Here is a 14,989-nt window from a genome sequence, read left to right as displayed (position 1 = left end):
GGCGGAGTGGGTGGGTGGGTGGGTGGTTAGAGGGGCTTGGCGTAGGAGAGGACACCCTCGTGGCCGGCGTAGTAGCCGAAGTCGTCGATGCGCTCGTAGCCGGCTGAGACGTACAACGCGATGGCCTCCGGCTGTTTGTCGCCGGTTTCCAGGATCACGCGTTTGCAGCCTGCGGCACGCGCCGACTCCTCCACCGCAGTGAGCAGCCGCCGGGCCACCCCTCGGCCGCGGGCTGCCGGGCGGGTGAACATCCGCTTGAGTTCGGCGTCGGAGTGGTGGCGGCGCCAGGCCGCACTGCCGATCAGTCTGCCGTCCTCGACGGCGACCAGGAACTCACCCTGCGGCAGCACGAAGTCCGCGCCGGCGATCGGTGTGTCGTCGCCGGTGCCGCCGTAGCGGGCGGACAGGTCGCGCATGTTCTCGGCGACCAGCGCCTGGACTGCGGGGGAGGTGAAGTCAGCCGACTCGATCTGAATCTGTTGCACAGACCGAAGCGTAATCAGCGGAAGTGGTCCCACCCCGTACCGCCGGTCCACTGCTTGTGGTCCACGGTGACGCCGGTCCCGTCGCGGACCGCGCCGATCTCCTGCCAGCCGTCCGGCAGGGCCGTCCCGGCGGGGAACGTCGCCGCCAGCGGGTGATCGTCGCCACCGGCGAGGATCCACTGGTACGGGTCGACGCCGAGTGCCTGTGCCGCGTCCCGCATCTGGGTGGGCACGTCGAACGCGTCCTGGAACACGTCGATCGCCACTTTGCTGGCGTCCGCGATGTGCCCGATGTCCTGGAGCAGGCCGTCCGAGATGTCGATCATCGAGGTGGCGCCGGCTCGGGCCGCGACCGGGCCGGAGGCGTACGGGACGACCGGCCGGCGGTACGCCTCGACGAGCAGTTTGGGGGTCCGGAATCCGCGGGAGAGCACGGTCAGGCCCGCGGCCGCGTACCCGATGCGGCCGGAGAGGGCGAGGATGTCGCCGGGCCGGGCCCCGTCGCGGCGGACCGGTGCCGCGCCGCCGAGGTCGCCCAGGGCGGTGACCGCGATGGTCAGGGTGGGGCTGGACGACGTGTCGCCGCCGACCACGCTCGCCCCGACCAGGGCTGCTTCGGCGCTGAGGCCGTCGGCGAGCCCTTCCACCCAGGCCAGTTCGGTGCCGGTGGGGACGCAGAGCGCCACGAGCAGGGCGGTCGGTGTCGCGCCCATCGCGGCGATGTCGGCGAGGTTGGCGGCGGCGGCGCGGTGGCCGATCTCGACGGGACCGCCCCAGTCGCGTCGGAAGTGCCGGCCTTCGACCAGCACGTCGGTGGAGGCCACCACCCGTCCGTCGGCGGCCCGGACCACGGCGGCGTCGTCGCCGGGGCCGAGCAGGGTCGACGATCCGGAGCCCAGCCGGGAGATGATTCGGCCGATCAGTCCGAATTCACCGGCTTCTGCGATGCTCACGTCCAAGCCCTTCGATGGTGGCGTCCCGGTACCGGGTCGCTTCTTACGGTAGTTTCACGACCAGGGATCACCGACGGTGACGGATTGGAGTCGATCGTGGTCCAGGCATACATCCTCATCCAAACGGAGGTCGGCAAGGCCCGTGACGTGGCCGCCGCGATCGAGAAGATACCGGGGGTGGTGAAGGTCGACGCGGTCACCGGGCCGTACGACGTCGTCGTGCTGACCGAGGCGCACACCGTCGACGAGTTGGGTGGCCTCATTGTGAGCAAGGTCCAGTACGTGCCGGGCATCACGAGAACGCTCACCTGCTCCGTGGTAAACCTCTGACATGGTCGACGTCGACACGCCAACAAGTACACCCGCGAAGGACCCGGTCAAGCGGTCGGCGGCGATCTGGGCCACCGTGGTCGCGGTTCCGGTGGCGTTGATCGTCGGCGTCGGAGCCTTCCTGGCGATTCAACCCGAGAAAACGGTTGATTCCGAAGTCGCCCAACCGGCGACGCTCCCGAGCACTCCCGTCGACATGGTCGCCCCGAGCCTCGACGCGACCACCGGCACGGTCTGCCTGGCCGTCACCGCGCAGCTGCCGGCGAAGATCCGCGATCTGGAGCCGCGGAAGGTCAGCGCCGGGCCGGAGCAGAACGCCGCCTACGGCGAACCGGCCGTCACCGTCTCGTGCGGTGTCACCCCGCCCACCATGTGCACCACGCTCGACGACCAGACTCCCGGCTGCGTCCCGATGGACACCGAGCTCCTGATCATGAACAGGGTCTGCTGGTACGCCCGGCCCGGCGCCGAGGCGGCCACCGTCACCACCATGGACCGCGAGGTCGCGGTGCAGGTCACCGTGCCGAACGCCTACGAGAATCCGGCGCAGTGGGCCAACGAGTTCTCCGACACGATCGTCAAGACGGTGAAGTCGACGACCGCCGACCGGATGCCCAGCGGCTGCGAGATCTGAGAAGCCCCGCACGGGTGCTGGCGGTCTTGCCGGGCATGCCCCTAATCTGCGTAGGCCGGAAACGGGTTCGTGGTGGCGGCGGGGCACGCAGGGGAGACAGAATTTCATGGCATCAGCACTCCATGTGATCGCCGGCCCGGGACCGGGGCAGCTGGCCACCATGGCCCACCGCACCGATCAGCCCTGGTCGGCGCAGGAGTTGAGCGCGCTCGCCCGGGCCGGCGTGCACATCCTGGTGTGCGCGGCGGCGGAGACCGGCGGCGCGGAGAGCTCCGGCATCGAGCTGATCCCCTTCCCGGTCAAGCCCGAATCGTCGCCCCGGCAGGAGGCGAGCGAGGTGGTGGCGCTGGCGATGCGCCTGGCCGGCGAGGTCCGGGCGGGACGTTTCGTGGTCACCGAGTCGGCTGCCGGTCTGGGCCGCACCACGATGCTCGCCACGATGACGCTCGCGCTGCTGGGCATCCGCCCGGGTGAGGCGCTCCGCCGCATCGGCGATCCGAGCAGTCCCCGCGTCGCGCAGGACTGGCTGCACGACTTCGTCTCCACCCACGGCTGACCCCGGATCAAACCCTTCCGGGGGGTACGCGGAGAAGCCGCACCCGCCAGCCTGAACCGTCCCGCGACTCCCGGGCCGGCCGGAGCCGGGACCACCGCGCGAGTCCCGGGACGACCGCGCGAGCCCCAGGACCACCGCGCGAGCCCCGGGACGACCGGGGCCTGCGCGAGTGCGGGACGCCCGCTTTCGGCGTACCCCGGAAGAAGCGCGTGTCAGGCCGCGAAGGTCTGGGGAAGCACCCCGTCGTCCCAGAGCCGGTCCAGGTGGGCCAGGAATCCGGTGAGGCTGCGTTCGAGCTCGCGGCGCTCAGCGACCGACAGCGTGGCCAGCGGGTCGCTCAGCACGAGACCCTCCGGGTGTCTGGCGCGGGTGCCGACGAACTTGTCGCATCCGGCACACCAGACGTAGCTGACCAGCGTGGGGCGGCGGGCGTTCTCCGGTGCCGTGAAGTAGGCGCGGAGGCGGTGTTCGCCGCACGACGGGCAGTCCCGTTCGCCCGGGGCGACGAAGAAGCTGTCACCTCGGGTGAGGGCCGCCACCTCGTCGCCGGTGAAGCTGTTCCAGGCGGTCACCGGGATGCGTCCAGCGCCGCCGTGACGTCCGCCAGCAGGTCCGCGGTGTCCTCGATGCCGCAGGAGAACCGGACGAACCCCGGGGCCGTGTCGTCGCCCCACTGGGCCCGCCGGTCGGCGGTGGTGTGTACGCCGCCGAACGAGGTCGCCGCGAAGACCAGCGTCGCCGCGTTCAGGAATCGCGCCACCCGCTCGGCGCTGCCCAGGTCGAACGAGACGATGCCCGGGATGCGGCGCATCTGGGTGCTCGCGATCGGGTACGACGGGTCGCCGGGTAGTCCGGGCCAGCGCACACCGTCCACGTCGGAGCGGGTCAGCAGCAGTTCGGCGAGGGCTGCCGCGTTGGCGCTCTGCCGGCCGAGCCGCAGGTCGAGGGTGGCGATCGACCGGTGGGCAAGCCAGCAGTCGAAGGCGCCCGGTACCGCGCCGGTCTGTTTGCGCCACGTCTCGACCTTGCCCAGCAGTTCCGGGTCGGTGGCCGACACGTAGCCGAGGAGCAGGTCGGAGTGCCCGGTCAGCGCTTTGGTCCCGGAGGCGACGACCAGGTCGGCGCCGAGGGCCAGCGGGTTCTGCCCGAGCGGGGTGGCCGTGGTGTTGTCCACCGCGACCAGCGCCCCGGCCGCATGGGCCGCGGCGGCGACGGCCCGCAGGTCGCAGACGTCCAGTCCGGGGTTGGCCGGGGTCTCCAGCAGCACCAGCCGGACGCCCGCGAAGTCCGGGTACGGCCCGGCCGTCGGTACCAGGACGGTCGTGATGCCCAGGTCGCGCAGGGTGCCCTCGGCGAACGCCCGTACGGTGAAATAGCCGTCCGCGGGGAGCGCGACGGTGTCGCCGGCGCGCAACACCGACAGCAGCAGCGCGGTGATCGCGGCCTGTCCGCTGGCGAAGACCAGCGTGGGGCCGCCCTCCAGCGCGCCGATCGCCGTCTCCAGGCCACGCCGGGTCGGGTGCTCGGTCCGGCCGTATCCGTTCTCGCCCGGCCCGGTCGCCGGGTCCAGGTGGTACGGCGCGGCGAACACCGGCCCCGGCAGGAACGGCGCTCCTACCTCGGGGGCGGGGAGTCCGGCGTGCACGGTCCGGGTGCCGTCTCTCATTCGGGCTTCATCTCCCGTGTCATCAGCAGTTTGACGGCGACCCGCGGGTCGGCGCCCTCGTGGCAGACCCGCTCGACCTGTTCCACGATCGGCATCTCCACGCCGTGTGAACGGGCCAGGTCACGGATGGACAGGCAGCTCTTCACGCCCTCGGCGGTCTGCCGGGTGGCGATCTGCGCCTGTTCCAGGGTGTCACCGCGGCCCAGGTGTTCGCCGAAGGTCCGGTTGCGGGCCAGCGGCGACGAGCAGGAGGCGACCAGGTCGCCGAGTCCGGCCAGGCCGGCGAAGGTGAGCGGGTCGGCGCCCAGGGCCACGCCGAGGCGGGCCGTCTCGGCCAGACCGCGGGTGATCAGCGACGCCCGGGTGTTGTCGCCGAGGCCGATCGCGACCGCCATGCCGTAGGCAAGCGCGATCACGTTCTTGGTCGCCCCGCCGAGTTCGCAGCCGATCACGTCGTCGCTGGTGTACGGCCGGAAGTACGGCGTGGCGAGGGCGTGCTGCACCTGCTTGGCGCGGCTCTCGTCGGAGCAGGCCACCACGGTGGCGGTCGGCTGCTCGGCGGCGATCTCGGGCGCCAGGTTGGGTCCGGAGACCACCACCACCCGTTCCGGCGCGACGCCCGCGGTCTCGGTGATCACCTCGCTCATCCGTTTGAGGGTGCCCAGCTCGATGCCCTTCATCAGGGACACCACCGTGGCGTCGCGGGGGAACGCCCCGGCCCACTCGGCGAGGTTGCCGCGCAGGGTCTGCGACGGCACCGCGATGGCGATCAGTTCGGCACCGGCGACGGCCTCGGCCAGATCGGTGGTGCCGGTGACGGACTCGGCCAGGCTGATGCCGGGCAGTGAGCCCTCGTTGGTGCGCTTGTCGCGGATCTCGGCGGCGACGGCCTCGCGGCGTGCCCACATCCGCACGTCGGACCCGGCGTCGCCGAGCACCTTGGCGAACGCCGTTCCCCAGGAACCGGATCCGATGACGGCCGATCTCATGACGCGTCCTCCTGGGTGATGGCCCGCGGAACGGGCCGGTCGTAGAGCGCCGGCGGTTCGCCGTCGCGGATCTCGCCGAGAAGGTCCCGGACGCTCATCATGATGGTCTCGGTCATCTCGTCCAGCACAGCCCGCCCCGCCTCCGCACCGGCCCAGCGACTCAGGTCGATCGGCGGACCGGCGACGACGGTGACGTCCGCCCGCCGCAGGTTCAGCCGGTTGGTCCGCGGGTCGAACACCTGCTGGGCGCCCCAGTTGGCGATCGGCACCACGGGGGCGCCGGTCTGCAGGGCGACCCGGGCGGCGCCGGTCTTGCCGTGCATCGGCCACAGGTCGGGGTGCCGGGTGGTCGTGCCCTCCGGGTAGATCACCACGACGCCACCCTCGCGGACCGCCTGGACCAGGTTGTCCAGGGACTTCGCCGCCTCCACGCTGCCACGCTCGACCGGGACCTGCCGGGTCTTGCGGAGCAGGAACCCGATCACCGGGACCCGCCAGACGCTGGCCTTGCCGAGGAACCGGGGCCAGCGGCCGGACCGGTAGACGTAGTGCGCCACCACGAGCGGATCGAAATGGGACACGTGGTTGGGGACCAGGATCACGCCGCCGACGGCCGGGATGTTCTCCATCCGGTGCCAGGTCTTGCGGGTGAGGAGGGTCACGATCGGCAGGACCAGCATCACCGCGACCCGCTGCCACAGTTCGAGCCTCTGCCGTCTCACGACTGTCCTCCCCGTTCCCGTTCGCCTGGGACGAAATGATGCCCGCTCATGGCCTGTGGTACCAGGCTGGGGTGCCGCACCGGACCCTTTACTTGATCCGTCAGGCAGACTGGCGGGGTGGTACGGAAGTGGACAGCAGTGATCCCGGTCAAGCGCCTGACCGCGGCGAAGACGCGACTGCGCGGCGCGGTTCCGGCGGTCCGCCATCCGGAACTGGCGCTCGCCATGGTGCGTGACACGGTGGCCGCGGTGCTCGGGGCGGGCAGCGTGACCGGCCTGATCGTGGTCACCGACGACCCCGAGGTGTCGGCGGCGGTGACCGAGCTCGGCGCGCTGGTGACGCCGGATCCGGGCGGTGGGCTGAACGCCGCGATGCGGTTCGGCGCGGACGAGGCGGCCGGTCTCGGCACGCACCGGGTGGTGCTGGCCGGCGATCTGCCCGCCCTGCGCCCGGAGCAGCTGGACGAGGCGCTGGCCCGGATGACCGGCCGGGGTTTCGTGCCGGATGCCGCGGGCATCGGCACGGTGCTGCTGGCCGCACCGGCGTGGACCCCGCTGGACCCGCGGTTCGGGGGGCACTCCTCGGCCGCGCACGCCGCCTCCGGCGCGGCCCTGATCACCGGGGACTGGCCGGGTCTGCGGCAGGACGTGGACACCGCGGATGATCTCGGCAGGGTGCTGTCGCTGGGGGCCGGCCGGCGTACGTGTTCACTGCTGCGTGATCTCGGACTCACCACGGAGTGCGCGCCGGCCGCGTGAGCCCGGTAACGTGCGGGTCATGCAGGGCACCGTCGCCACCTTCGATCCGGCCAACCGCAGCGGCACGCTGCTCCTCGACGACGGCTCTGAGCTGGTGTTCGGTTCCGCCGCATTCGACCGTTCCGGTCTGCGGCTGCTGCGACTCGGACAACGCGTCTCGATCGAGGCCGAAGTGGGCGGAGAAGTACACCGGGTGTCGATTCCCGGAGTCGCCTGAATTGATCATCCGGTAGTTCGTTTCACGTTCCGCCGCGAACGGCGATGATGGAGCCATGCAAACCCCGCCTCGAAGGGCCGAGAACCGCCGGCGTGGCCCGAACGGCCGCTTTCTCACCCGTTCCACCACAGATCCGGAACCGGAATCCGTGACGGTGGAGGAGGACACGACGGTGATCGAGGCAACGGAGCGGGAGATGGCAGAGGTGGCAGCCGGCATGATCGAGGCGACAGCGGCGGACGAGGTGTCGGAGATCGACGCCGAGGACGATTACGAGCTTCCGGCCGACCGTTTCCTCAACCGGGAACTGTCCTGGCTCGACTTCAACGCGCGGGTGCTGGCCCTGGCCGAGGATCCGGGCACCCCACTGCTCGAACGGGCCAAGTTCCTGGCCATCTTCGCCAGCAACCTGGACGAGTTCTACATGGTCCGGGTCGCCGGTCTGAAACGGCGGCTCAAGGCGGGTCTGCCCGTCCGCGGTGGGGACCGGTCCCCGCTGCGCCACCAGCTCGAGATGATCACCGAGCGGGCTGCCGACCTGGTCACCCGGCACGCGGCCTGCTTCGGCGACGAGGTCCGGCCGAAACTGGCCGCCGAGAGCATCGAGCTGGTCTCCTGGAAGGAACTGAACGCCCCCGAGCAGGGCCGGTTGCGCACCTACTTCCGCGAACAGGTGTTCCCGGTACTCACCCCGCTCGCGGTGGACCCGGCGCACCCCTTCCCGTACATCTCGAGCCGCTCGCTCAACCTCGCGGTGGCGCTGCGCTACCCCGGCGACGACTCCCCCGAACTGTTCGCCCGGGTCAAGGTGCCGAACAACGTGCCCCGCTTCGTGACCGTGCAGAACGACGGCCGCGGCATCCGGTTCCTGCCGGTCGAGGAGCTCATCGCCAACCACCTCAACCAGCTCTTCCCCGGCATGCAGATCCTCGAGTGGCACCTGTTCCGGGTGACCCGCAACGCCGAGCTCGAGGTGGACGAGGACCGCGACGAGGACCTGCTGCAGGCCCTCGAACGGGAGCTGGCGCAGCGCCGGTTCGGCCCGCCGGTCCGCCTCGAGGTGGCCGCCTCGATCAGCGACCACGTGCTCGACCTGCTGGTCCGCGAACTCGACATGGACAGCCACGACGTGCTGCGGGTGCCCGGCATCCTCGACCTGTCCTCGCTGTGGCAGGTGTTCGGCGAGTGCGACCGGGACGACCTGAAGGACCGCCCTTTCGTCCCCGCCACCCATCCGCACCTCTCCGACGGTGAGGTCCCGCGCAGCGTCTTCAACCGGCTGCGCGAGTCGGACATCCTGGTGCACCACCCGTACCACTCGTTCTCCACGAGCGTGCAGCGGTTCATCGAGCAGGCGGCGGCCGACCCGCACGTGCTGGCCATCAAGCAGACGCTCTACCGCACCTCCGGCGACTCCCCCATCGTGGACGCGCTCGTCGACGCGGCGGCCGCCGGCAAGCAGGTGGTGGTGCTGGTCGAGGTGAAGGCCCGCTTCGACGAGGTCGCCAACATCGCCTGGGCACGCACCCTGGAACGGGCTGGCTGCCACGTGGTCTACGGCCTGGTCGGCCTCAAGACGCACTGCAAGACCGCCCTGGTGGTACGCCAGGAGGGCAACCAGATCCGGCGTTACTGCCACATCGGCACCGGCAACTACCACCCCAAGACCGCCCGGCTCTACGAGGACTTCGGGATGCTGACCGCCGACCCGGAGGTGGGCGCCGACGTCACCGACCTGTTCAACGTCCTCACCGGGTACAGCCGGCAGACCACGTACCGGCGGCTGCTGGTGGCTCCGCACGGTGTCCGCAAGGGCCTGATCGAGCGGATCGAGGAGCAGGCCCGGATCGCCCGGGAGGGCGGTGAGGCCCTGGTCCAGTTCAAGGTGAACTCGCTTGTCGACGAGCAGACCATCGACGCGCTCTACAAGGCCTCCCAGGACGGCGTGAAGGTCGACCTGGTGATCCGCGGGATGTGCTCGCTGCGTCCCGGCGTGCCCGGCCTGTCGGAGAACATCCGGGTCCGGTCGATCGTCGGCCGGTTCCTGGAACACTCCCGGATCTTCCGGTTCGGTCCCGGCCCCGACGCGGAGTACTGGATGGGTTCGGCCGACCTGATGCACCGCAACCTGGACCGCCGGGTGGAGGCCCTGGTCCGGGTCACCATGCCCTCGGGCCGCGAGGAGATGCGCAACGTCCTGGAACTGTCGATGGGCGACACCACCGAGGGCTGGGACCTCGACGGCGACGGCCTCTGGCACCGCAACGTCGGCGCGCCCGGCCGGCCGCAGACCCACCTGCAGGCAGCCCTGCTGCGACGGGTCATCGGCAAGCGCAGCTGATGACCGAACCGGAACGCGCCGCCGGCGGCGTGCTGTACCGCCCGGCTGCCCACGGCCTCGAGGTGTGCCTGGTGCACCGGCCGCGCTACGACGACTGGTCCCTGCCCAAGGGCAAACTCCGCTCCCAGGGCCGGGAGGATCCGCTGTCCGCGGCGGTCCGGGAGGTCCACGAGGAGACCGGCACGGCCGGCATCCCGCAGTTGCGGCTGCCCGGTGTCGGTTACGTGCTGTCCGGTGGCCGGCGCAAGACGGTCGCCTTCTGGCTGATGCGGGCCGGCGACACCGGCCCGGTCCGTGACACCGCCGAGGTGGACGCGGTCGAGTGGCTGCCGCTGTCGGTCGCGGCCGCCCGGTTGACGTACGTCTCCGAGCGCCGACTCCTCGACCATGTGGCGGTGCTGCCGCCGGTGACCGCGGTGATCGCCCTGGTCCGGCACGCACACGCCGGCGAACGCAAGAAGTGGGCCGGCCGCGACTCGCTGCGCCCGATCGACCCGGCCGGCGCCGGTCAGGCCACCCGGCTGGCCGGCCTGCTGGCCCCGCTGGCGCCGCGCCGCCTGGTGTCCGCGCCGCCGCTGCGCTGCACGCAGACCCTGGCGCCGCTGGCCGACGCGCTGCGGATGCCGGTCATCCTGGACGGCGCGTTCGCCGAGCCGGGCGACCGGGCGGAGGTGCCGGCCCGGGTGGTGGCCGCCGCGGCCCGGCTGGGACGGCTGCGGGCCGACGAGCGGGTGGTGGTGTGCAGCCAGGGCAAGCTGATGCCGCACCTGCTGGCTCATCTGCATGGGGTGGACGATCCACACCCCTTCAAGACTCCCAAGGGCGACGGATGGTTGCTCACCTGGTCCGGCGAGCGTCTGCTGGGCGCCGAACGGCTGTGACCGGCCGGGGCGGCCGCCGGTCCGACCGCCAGTACCCGACGAGCTCACCGCTGAGCCACCGGGCCCGCCACAGCTCGTCCGGGCGCGGCTCCCAGTCACGCAGCGGCAGCGACGCCAGCCGCCAGCTCAGCAGGCCGGCCAGGTACCACCCGTAGATCGGGACGGCGCCCAGCCAGCCGTCCCGGGCCCGGTACGAGCACCAGGGCGCGACCGCCGCCACCACCGCCCCGGACCAGCCACAGGTGACCGCCCAGTCGAGCAGCGGCTCCCCGGTGCGCCCCTCGGCCATGTCGCCGAGCGTCCACCCGGGCACCACGGCCACCGCGAAGAGGACCGCGGCCAGGACCGAGCGGAGTATCAGGCCGCGAGGCATCGGTCTACGTTCCATGCCCGGACGGTAGGACGGCGGACCGGAGCCGCGCGGTCACACGGAAAAGGCGTCCACCCTAGGGTGGACGCCTTTTCTCGGGCCTGGACGGATCAGCGGGTCTTGCGGCCCTTCGCCGTGGTTCCCGTCCGGGGAGTGGCGGTCGCGGTGACCCGGACCCTGGACGGGGCCGCGGCCGCGCTGGTGGTCTTGCGCGCGGTGGTCTTCTTGGCCGCCGTGGTGGCCGTCTTGGCCGGTGTGGTCTTGGCCGCGGTCTTCTTCGCGGCGGCTGCCGTCGTCTTGGCAGCGGTGCTCTTGGCCGCTGTCGTCTTGGTGGCGGCCGCCTTGGTCGCCGCGGTGTTCTTCGCGGCTGTGGTCTTGGCTGCGGTCGTCTTGGCCGCCGCCGCGGACTTGGCGGCCGTGGTCTTGGCCGCTGTGGTCTTGGCCGCTGTCGTCTTGGTGGCAGCGGCCTTGGTCGCCGTCGCCTTGGTCGCCGCGGTGTTCTTCGCGGCCGTGGTCTTGGCAGTGGTCTTCTTGGCCGCTGCCGCACTGCGTGCCGTCGTGGTCTTCGCCGGTGCCGCCGTCTTGGCCGGGGCCGCCGCCTTGGTGGCGGTGGTGGCGGCCTTCTTCGCCGCCGCCGTCCTGGCCGTGGTCGCCTTGGCCGGCTTGCCCGCCGCGACCAGATCGCGGAAGGCACTGCCCGGTTTGAAGGCGGCGACCGATGTCTTCTTCACCTTCACCGGTTCACCGGTGCGCGGATTCCGCGCCGTGCGCGCATTGCGCACCCTCTTCTCGAACGAGCCGAAGCCGGTGAGGGCCACTTTGTCGCCCTTGGCGACGGCGTTCTGCACCTCGCTGATGAACGCGTCAAGCGCCAGGGTCGCGGTCTTCTTGTCCCCCAGCTTGACGGCGAGCGCCTCGATGAGCTCGGCCTTGTTCACGGTTTCCTCCCGGACGTGAGAACTGGCCCGTCGCAGGCCATTCTGCGCGCACGGTATGCCCTGTGACCTGGAGACACAAACATTCGCGGCAAAAAAACCGTTGTGTCCCAACGAATTCGCCCCTGCCGGTGGACATGGCAGGGGCGAATTGCACTTCGGGGACTTTCGCGGACCGAGAAAGGAGCGTCAGACGACGACCGGCTTGAAAGCCGGGCGAGCCTTCTCGTACGCCGAGATCGCTTCCTCGTGGCGCAGGGTGAGTCCGATGTCGTCCAGACCCTCCAGCAGACGCCAACGGCTGAAGTCGTCGATCGGGAATCCGTACTCGGCGTCGTCGACCCGGACCACCCGGCCCTCGAGGTCGACGGTGATCTGCTTCTCCGGCTCGCTCTCGGCCAGGTCCCAGAGGCTCTCGACGATCTTCTGGTCGAGCTGGATCGGGAGCAGGCCCTCCTTCAGGGCGTTGCCCCGGAAGATGTCACCGAACCGGGAGGCGATGACCGCCTTGAAACCCCAGTCGCGCAGCGCCCAGACGGCGTGCTGCCGCGACGAGCCGGTGCCGAAGTTCGGGCCGGCGATCAGGATGGTGGCGCCGGCATGAGCCGGGTTGTGCAGCACGAAGTTCGGGTCCTCGCGCCAGGCGCTGAAGAGCCCGTCCTCGAAGCCGGTCCGGGTGACCCGCTTGAGGTAGACCGCCGGGATGATCTGGTCGGTGTCCACATCGGACCGGCGCAGCGGCATGGCCTTGCCGCTGTGGGTGACGAACTTGTCCATGGCTGATTCCCCGATCTACAGGTCGGCGGGCGTGGCCAGCTTGCCGACCACGGCGGTGGCGGCGGCGACCTGCGGCGAGACCAGGTGGGTACGCCCGCCCTTGCCCTGCCGGCCCTCGAAGTTGCGGTTGGAGGTGGAGGCGGCGCGCTGCCCCGGGTCGAGCGTGTCCGGGTTCATGCCCAGGCACATCGAACAGCCGGCGAACCGCCACTCCGCGCCCGCGTCGGTGAAGATCTTGTCGAGGCCCTCGGCCTCGGCCTGCTCCCGCACCAGGTAGGAGCCGGGGACGATCATCATGCGGACGCCCTCGTGCACCTTGTGCCCACGGATCACGTCGGCGGCGGCGCGCAGGTCCTCGAGCCGGCCGTTGGTGCAGGAACCGACGAACACCACGTCGACCGGCACCTCACGGAACGGGGTGCCCGGGGTCAGGTCCATGTATTCCAGGGCGCGCTGGGCGGCGCCCCGCTCGACCTCGTCGAGGAAGTCCTCGGGGTGGGGGACCACGCCGTTCAGAGCGGCGCCCTGACCCGGGTTGGTGCCCCAGGTGATGAACGGGCTGATCGTCGCCGCGTCCAGGATGATCTCGGTGTCGTACTCGGCGTCCTCGTCGGTGGTGAGCGTCTGCCAGTACGCGACGGCGGCGTCCCACTCGGCGCCCTGCGGCGCGCGGTCGCGGCCCTTCAGGTACGCGAACGTGGTCTCGTCCGGCGCGATCATGCCGGCCTTGGCGCCCCACTCGATGCTCATGTTGCAGATGGTCATCCGGCCCTCCATGGAGAGCTTGCGGATCGCCTCCCCGCGGTACTCCACGATGTGGCCGTTGCCGCCGCCGGTGCCGGTCTGCGTGATCAACGCGAGGATCAGGTCCTTCGCGGAGACGCCGGGCGCCAGATCGCCGACGACCGTGACCGCCATCGTCTTCGGCTTGGACTGCGGCAGCGTCTGGGTGGCGAGCACGTGCTCGACCTCGCTGGTGCCGATGCCGAAGGCCAGCGCGCCGAACGCGCCGTGGGTCGCGGTGTGCGAGTCGCCGCAGACGATCGTCATGCCGGGCTGGGTGAGACCCAGCTGCGGGCCGATCACGTGCACGATGCCCTGGTTGACGTCACCGAGCGGGCGGATCTCCACGCCGAACTCGGCACAGTTCTTGCGCAGGGTCTCGATCTGGGTGCGCGAGGTGGTGTCGGCGATCGTGAAGAGCGCGCCGCGCTGGGTGTTGAACGACGGATCCGCGTACCCGGTCGGGGTGTTGTGGTCCTCCGTCGCGAGCGTGAGGTCGGTCCGGCGGACCGGTCGGCCGGCCACCCGGAGACCGTCGAACGCCTGCGGGCTGGTGACCTCGTGCAGGAGGTGCAGGTCGATGAAGAGCAGATCGGGCTCGCCCTCGGCCGTGCGCACCACGTGGTCATCCCAGACCTTCTCGGCCAGGGTCCTGGGTTTCCCGCTCTGGGGAGTGACTCCCACCATCTGGACATCCTAAATTCTGGAATGTATGTTTCGGCTTGTGGGACACAGTATGAGCGGTGTCGGCGTTCTCGACAAGGCGGTCGTGATTCTTGCGGCCTGTGTCGACGGCGCCAGCCTGGCCGAACTCGTCGAGCGCACCAAGCTGCCGCGGGCAACCGCGCATCGCCTGGCACAAGCGCTGGAAATACACCGGATGCTGGTCCGTGACACCCAGGGTCGCTGGCGTCCGGGACCCCGTCTGGGCGAGCTCGCGAACGCCGCACCGGACGTTCTGCTGACCGCAGCCGAGCCCCTGCTGTCCGCATTGCGGGACGCCACGGGCGAGAGCGCGCAGCTCTACCTCCGCCGCGCCGACGAACGGATCTGCGTCGCCGCCGCCGAACGGGCGAGTGGCCTGCGCGACACCGTCCCGGTCGGATCGGTGCTGCCGATGGTCGCCGGGTCCGCCGCCCAGATCCTGCTCGCCTGGGAGCCGCCCGAGGCGGTGATGCCGCTCCTGCCCCGCTGCAAGTTCACCGGCCGCACCCTCGCCGAGGTCCGCCGCCGCGGCTGGGCCCAGAGCGTCGCCGAACGCGAGCCCGGCGTGGCCAGCGTCTCCGCCCCGATCCGCGACCGCACTGGACGCGTGATCGCCTCCATCTCGATAAGCGGTCCGATCGAACGCCTCGGCCGCCGCCCCGGCGAACGCCACGCGATGGCCGTCGTCCGCGCCGGCCAACGCCTCTCCGGCCTGTAAAGATCCCGCCTTCGGCTTCGAAGATCTAGCTGACGAAGACCGCGCGGCCCAGGTGCCCCGTGGTCTTCGTCATTTCGTACGCGTGAAGCACAGTCCCGCGGCCCTCCCCGGCCCCGGCGTGCCCACCGGCTCGGCCGGACTACGCGGCACGCGGGATTCGCCGGACCG

At 71.0% G+C, this 14,989-nt stretch carries 18 protein-coding genes; 8 read left to right on the top strand and 10 right to left on the bottom strand.

Annotated elements, in window-relative coordinates; all coding sequences use genetic code 11:
• Window positions 1-26: 26 nt before the first annotated feature.
• The gene (locus QSK32_RS20240) at window positions 27-485 is read right to left on the bottom strand and encodes a GNAT family N-acetyltransferase (protein ID WP_285472732.1); all 459 of its coding nucleotides are present in this window, start codon (window positions 483-485) and stop codon (window positions 27-29) included.
• Between the two features lie 14 nt (window positions 486-499).
• A complete protein-coding gene (locus QSK32_RS20235; RefSeq protein ID WP_045748134.1) occupies window positions 500-1,438 on the bottom strand; it encodes a thiamine-phosphate kinase in 939 nt (312 codons plus the stop codon).
• A gap of 96 nt (window positions 1,439-1,534) precedes the next feature.
• Between QSK32_RS20235 and QSK32_RS20230 the strand changes: the two genes are divergently transcribed.
• The 3 genes from QSK32_RS20230 to QSK32_RS20220 all read left to right on the top strand — a co-directional run bounded on the left by QSK32_RS20230 (window position 1,535) and on the right by QSK32_RS20220 (window position 2,958).
• Window positions 1,535-1,768 carry an Lrp/AsnC ligand binding domain-containing protein gene (locus tag QSK32_RS20230; protein WP_045748151.1) on the top strand — a complete coding sequence of 78 codons (234 nt, stop codon included), beginning with the start codon at window positions 1,535-1,537 and terminating at the stop codon, window positions 1,766-1,768.
• A gap of 1 nt (window position 1,769) precedes the next feature.
• Window positions 1,770-2,402 (top strand): DUF3515 domain-containing protein, encoded by a 633-nt coding sequence (locus QSK32_RS20225; RefSeq protein WP_045748135.1) that lies wholly within the window; start codon window positions 1,770-1,772, stop codon window positions 2,400-2,402.
• A gap of 106 nt (window positions 2,403-2,508) precedes the next feature.
• Entirely contained in the window at window positions 2,509-2,958 is a 450-nt protein-coding gene (locus QSK32_RS20220) for a protein-tyrosine phosphatase family protein (protein WP_045748136.1), read from the top strand.
• A 212-nt stretch (window positions 2,959-3,170) separates the two neighbouring features.
• On the opposite strand, the gene QSK32_RS20215 is transcribed toward QSK32_RS20220, so the two are convergent.
• Genes QSK32_RS20215 through QSK32_RS20200 form a run of 4 tightly spaced genes read right to left on the bottom strand, consistent with a single transcriptional unit; the run spans window position 3,171 to window position 6,335 of the window.
• The gene (locus QSK32_RS20215; protein ID WP_045748137.1) at window positions 3,171-3,530 is read right to left on the bottom strand and encodes a hypothetical protein; all 360 of its coding nucleotides are present in this window, start codon (window positions 3,528-3,530) and stop codon (window positions 3,171-3,173) included.
• The gene (locus QSK32_RS20210; RefSeq protein ID WP_045748138.1) at window positions 3,527-4,624 is read right to left on the bottom strand and encodes a cystathionine gamma-lyase; all 1,098 of its coding nucleotides are present in this window, start codon (window positions 4,622-4,624) and stop codon (window positions 3,527-3,529) included. The genes QSK32_RS20215 and QSK32_RS20210 overlap by 4 nt, the downstream gene beginning before the upstream one ends.
• On the bottom strand, window positions 4,621-5,613 hold the full coding sequence (locus tag QSK32_RS20205) for an NAD(P)H-dependent glycerol-3-phosphate dehydrogenase (RefSeq protein ID WP_285472731.1): 993 nt from the start codon (window positions 5,611-5,613) through the stop codon (window positions 4,621-4,623). The genes QSK32_RS20210 and QSK32_RS20205 overlap by 4 nt, the downstream gene beginning before the upstream one ends.
• Entirely contained in the window at window positions 5,610-6,335 is a 726-nt protein-coding gene (locus QSK32_RS20200; RefSeq protein WP_045748140.1) for a lysophospholipid acyltransferase family protein, read from the bottom strand. The genes QSK32_RS20205 and QSK32_RS20200 overlap by 4 nt, the downstream gene beginning before the upstream one ends.
• Before the next feature lie 117 nt (window positions 6,336-6,452).
• Here QSK32_RS20200 and cofC point away from each other — a divergent pair, with 117 nt between their 5' ends.
• The 4 genes from cofC (at window position 6,453) to QSK32_RS20180 (ending at window position 10,533) form a co-directional block, all read left to right on the top strand.
• Complete coding sequence (gene cofC / locus QSK32_RS20195) at window positions 6,453-7,094, top strand: 2-phospho-L-lactate guanylyltransferase (RefSeq protein WP_045748141.1); 642 nt, start codon at window positions 6,453-6,455, stop codon at window positions 7,092-7,094.
• 19 nt (window positions 7,095-7,113) lie between these two features.
• A complete protein-coding gene (locus tag QSK32_RS20190) occupies window positions 7,114-7,311 on the top strand; it encodes a cold-shock protein (RefSeq protein ID WP_083449726.1) in 198 nt (65 codons plus the stop codon).
• Window positions 7,312-7,528: 217 nt separating this feature from the next.
• Complete coding sequence (locus tag QSK32_RS20185) at window positions 7,529-9,652, top strand: RNA degradosome polyphosphate kinase (RefSeq protein ID WP_425394696.1); 2,124 nt, start codon at window positions 7,529-7,531, stop codon at window positions 9,650-9,652.
• Complete coding sequence (locus QSK32_RS20180; RefSeq protein ID WP_045748144.1) at window positions 9,652-10,533, top strand: NUDIX hydrolase; 882 nt, start codon at window positions 9,652-9,654, stop codon at window positions 10,531-10,533. The genes QSK32_RS20185 and QSK32_RS20180 overlap by 1 nt, the downstream gene beginning before the upstream one ends.
• On the opposite strand, the gene QSK32_RS20175 is transcribed toward QSK32_RS20180, so the two are convergent.
• The 4 genes from QSK32_RS20175 to leuC form a co-directional block, all read right to left on the bottom strand.
• Complete coding sequence (locus tag QSK32_RS20175; protein ID WP_045748145.1) at window positions 10,490-10,921, bottom strand: hypothetical protein; 432 nt, start codon at window positions 10,919-10,921, stop codon at window positions 10,490-10,492. The two genes, QSK32_RS20180 and QSK32_RS20175, sit on opposite strands and share 44 nt — an antisense overlap.
• A gap of 92 nt (window positions 10,922-11,013) precedes the next feature.
• Window positions 11,014-11,841 carry an HU family DNA-binding protein gene (locus QSK32_RS20170; RefSeq protein ID WP_285472730.1) on the bottom strand — a complete coding sequence of 276 codons (828 nt, stop codon included), beginning with the start codon at window positions 11,839-11,841 and terminating at the stop codon, window positions 11,014-11,016.
• Window positions 11,842-12,027: 186 nt separating this feature from the next.
• Window positions 12,028-12,615 (bottom strand): 3-isopropylmalate dehydratase small subunit, encoded by a 588-nt coding sequence (gene leuD, locus QSK32_RS20165; protein ID WP_045748147.1) that lies wholly within the window; start codon window positions 12,613-12,615, stop codon window positions 12,028-12,030.
• A 15-nt stretch (window positions 12,616-12,630) separates the two neighbouring features.
• A complete protein-coding gene (gene leuC / locus QSK32_RS20160; RefSeq protein WP_045748148.1) occupies window positions 12,631-14,085 on the bottom strand; it encodes a 3-isopropylmalate dehydratase large subunit in 1,455 nt (484 codons plus the stop codon).
• Window positions 14,086-14,134: 49 nt separating this feature from the next.
• On the opposite strand from leuC, the gene QSK32_RS20155 reads away from it, so the two are divergent.
• Window positions 14,135-14,821, top strand: coding sequence for an IclR family transcriptional regulator (locus tag QSK32_RS20155; protein WP_014447202.1), 687 nt, complete (start codon window positions 14,135-14,137; stop codon window positions 14,819-14,821).
• Window positions 14,822-14,989: the final 168 nt, after the last annotated feature.

Origin of the sequence: Actinoplanes sp. NBRC 101535, from assembly GCF_030269225.1 — a bacterium.
GTDB classification, from domain to species: Bacteria; Actinomycetota; Actinomycetes; order Mycobacteriales; family Micromonosporaceae; genus Actinoplanes; species Actinoplanes rectilineatus.
The sequence above is the reverse complement of the archived record's forward strand: the minus strand, read 5'-3'. Positions and strand labels throughout refer to the sequence as shown.

Coding starts and splice junctions, on each gene's coding strand:
- QSK32_RS20225 (WP_045748135.1), top strand. CDS start 1,770: ATGGTCGACGTCGACACGCCAACAAGTACACCCGCGAAGGACCCGGTC.
- QSK32_RS20220 (WP_045748136.1), top strand. CDS start 2,509: ATGGCATCAGCACTCCATGTGATCGCCGGCCCGGGACCGGGGCAGCTG.
- QSK32_RS20210 (WP_045748138.1), bottom strand. CDS start 4,624: ATGAGAGACGGCACCCGGACCGTGCACGCCGGACTCCCCGCCCCCGAG.
- QSK32_RS20205 (WP_285472731.1), bottom strand. CDS start 5,613: ATGAGATCGGCCGTCATCGGATCCGGTTCCTGGGGAACGGCGTTCGCC.
- QSK32_RS20190 (WP_083449726.1), top strand. CDS start 7,114: ATGCAGGGCACCGTCGCCACCTTCGATCCGGCCAACCGCAGCGGCACG.
- QSK32_RS20185 (WP_425394696.1), top strand. CDS start 7,529: ATGATCGAGGCGACAGCGGCGGACGAGGTGTCGGAGATCGACGCCGAG.
- QSK32_RS20180 (WP_045748144.1), top strand. CDS start 9,652: ATGACCGAACCGGAACGCGCCGCCGGCGGCGTGCTGTACCGCCCGGCT.
- QSK32_RS20175 (WP_045748145.1), bottom strand. CDS start 10,921: ATGGAACGTAGACCGATGCCTCGCGGCCTGATACTCCGCTCGGTCCTG.
- leuD (WP_045748147.1), bottom strand. CDS start 12,615: ATGGACAAGTTCGTCACCCACAGCGGCAAGGCCATGCCGCTGCGCCGG.
- leuC (WP_045748148.1), bottom strand. CDS start 14,085: ATGGTGGGAGTCACTCCCCAGAGCGGGAAACCCAGGACCCTGGCCGAG.
- QSK32_RS20155 (WP_014447202.1), top strand. CDS start 14,135: ATGAGCGGTGTCGGCGTTCTCGACAAGGCGGTCGTGATTCTTGCGGCC.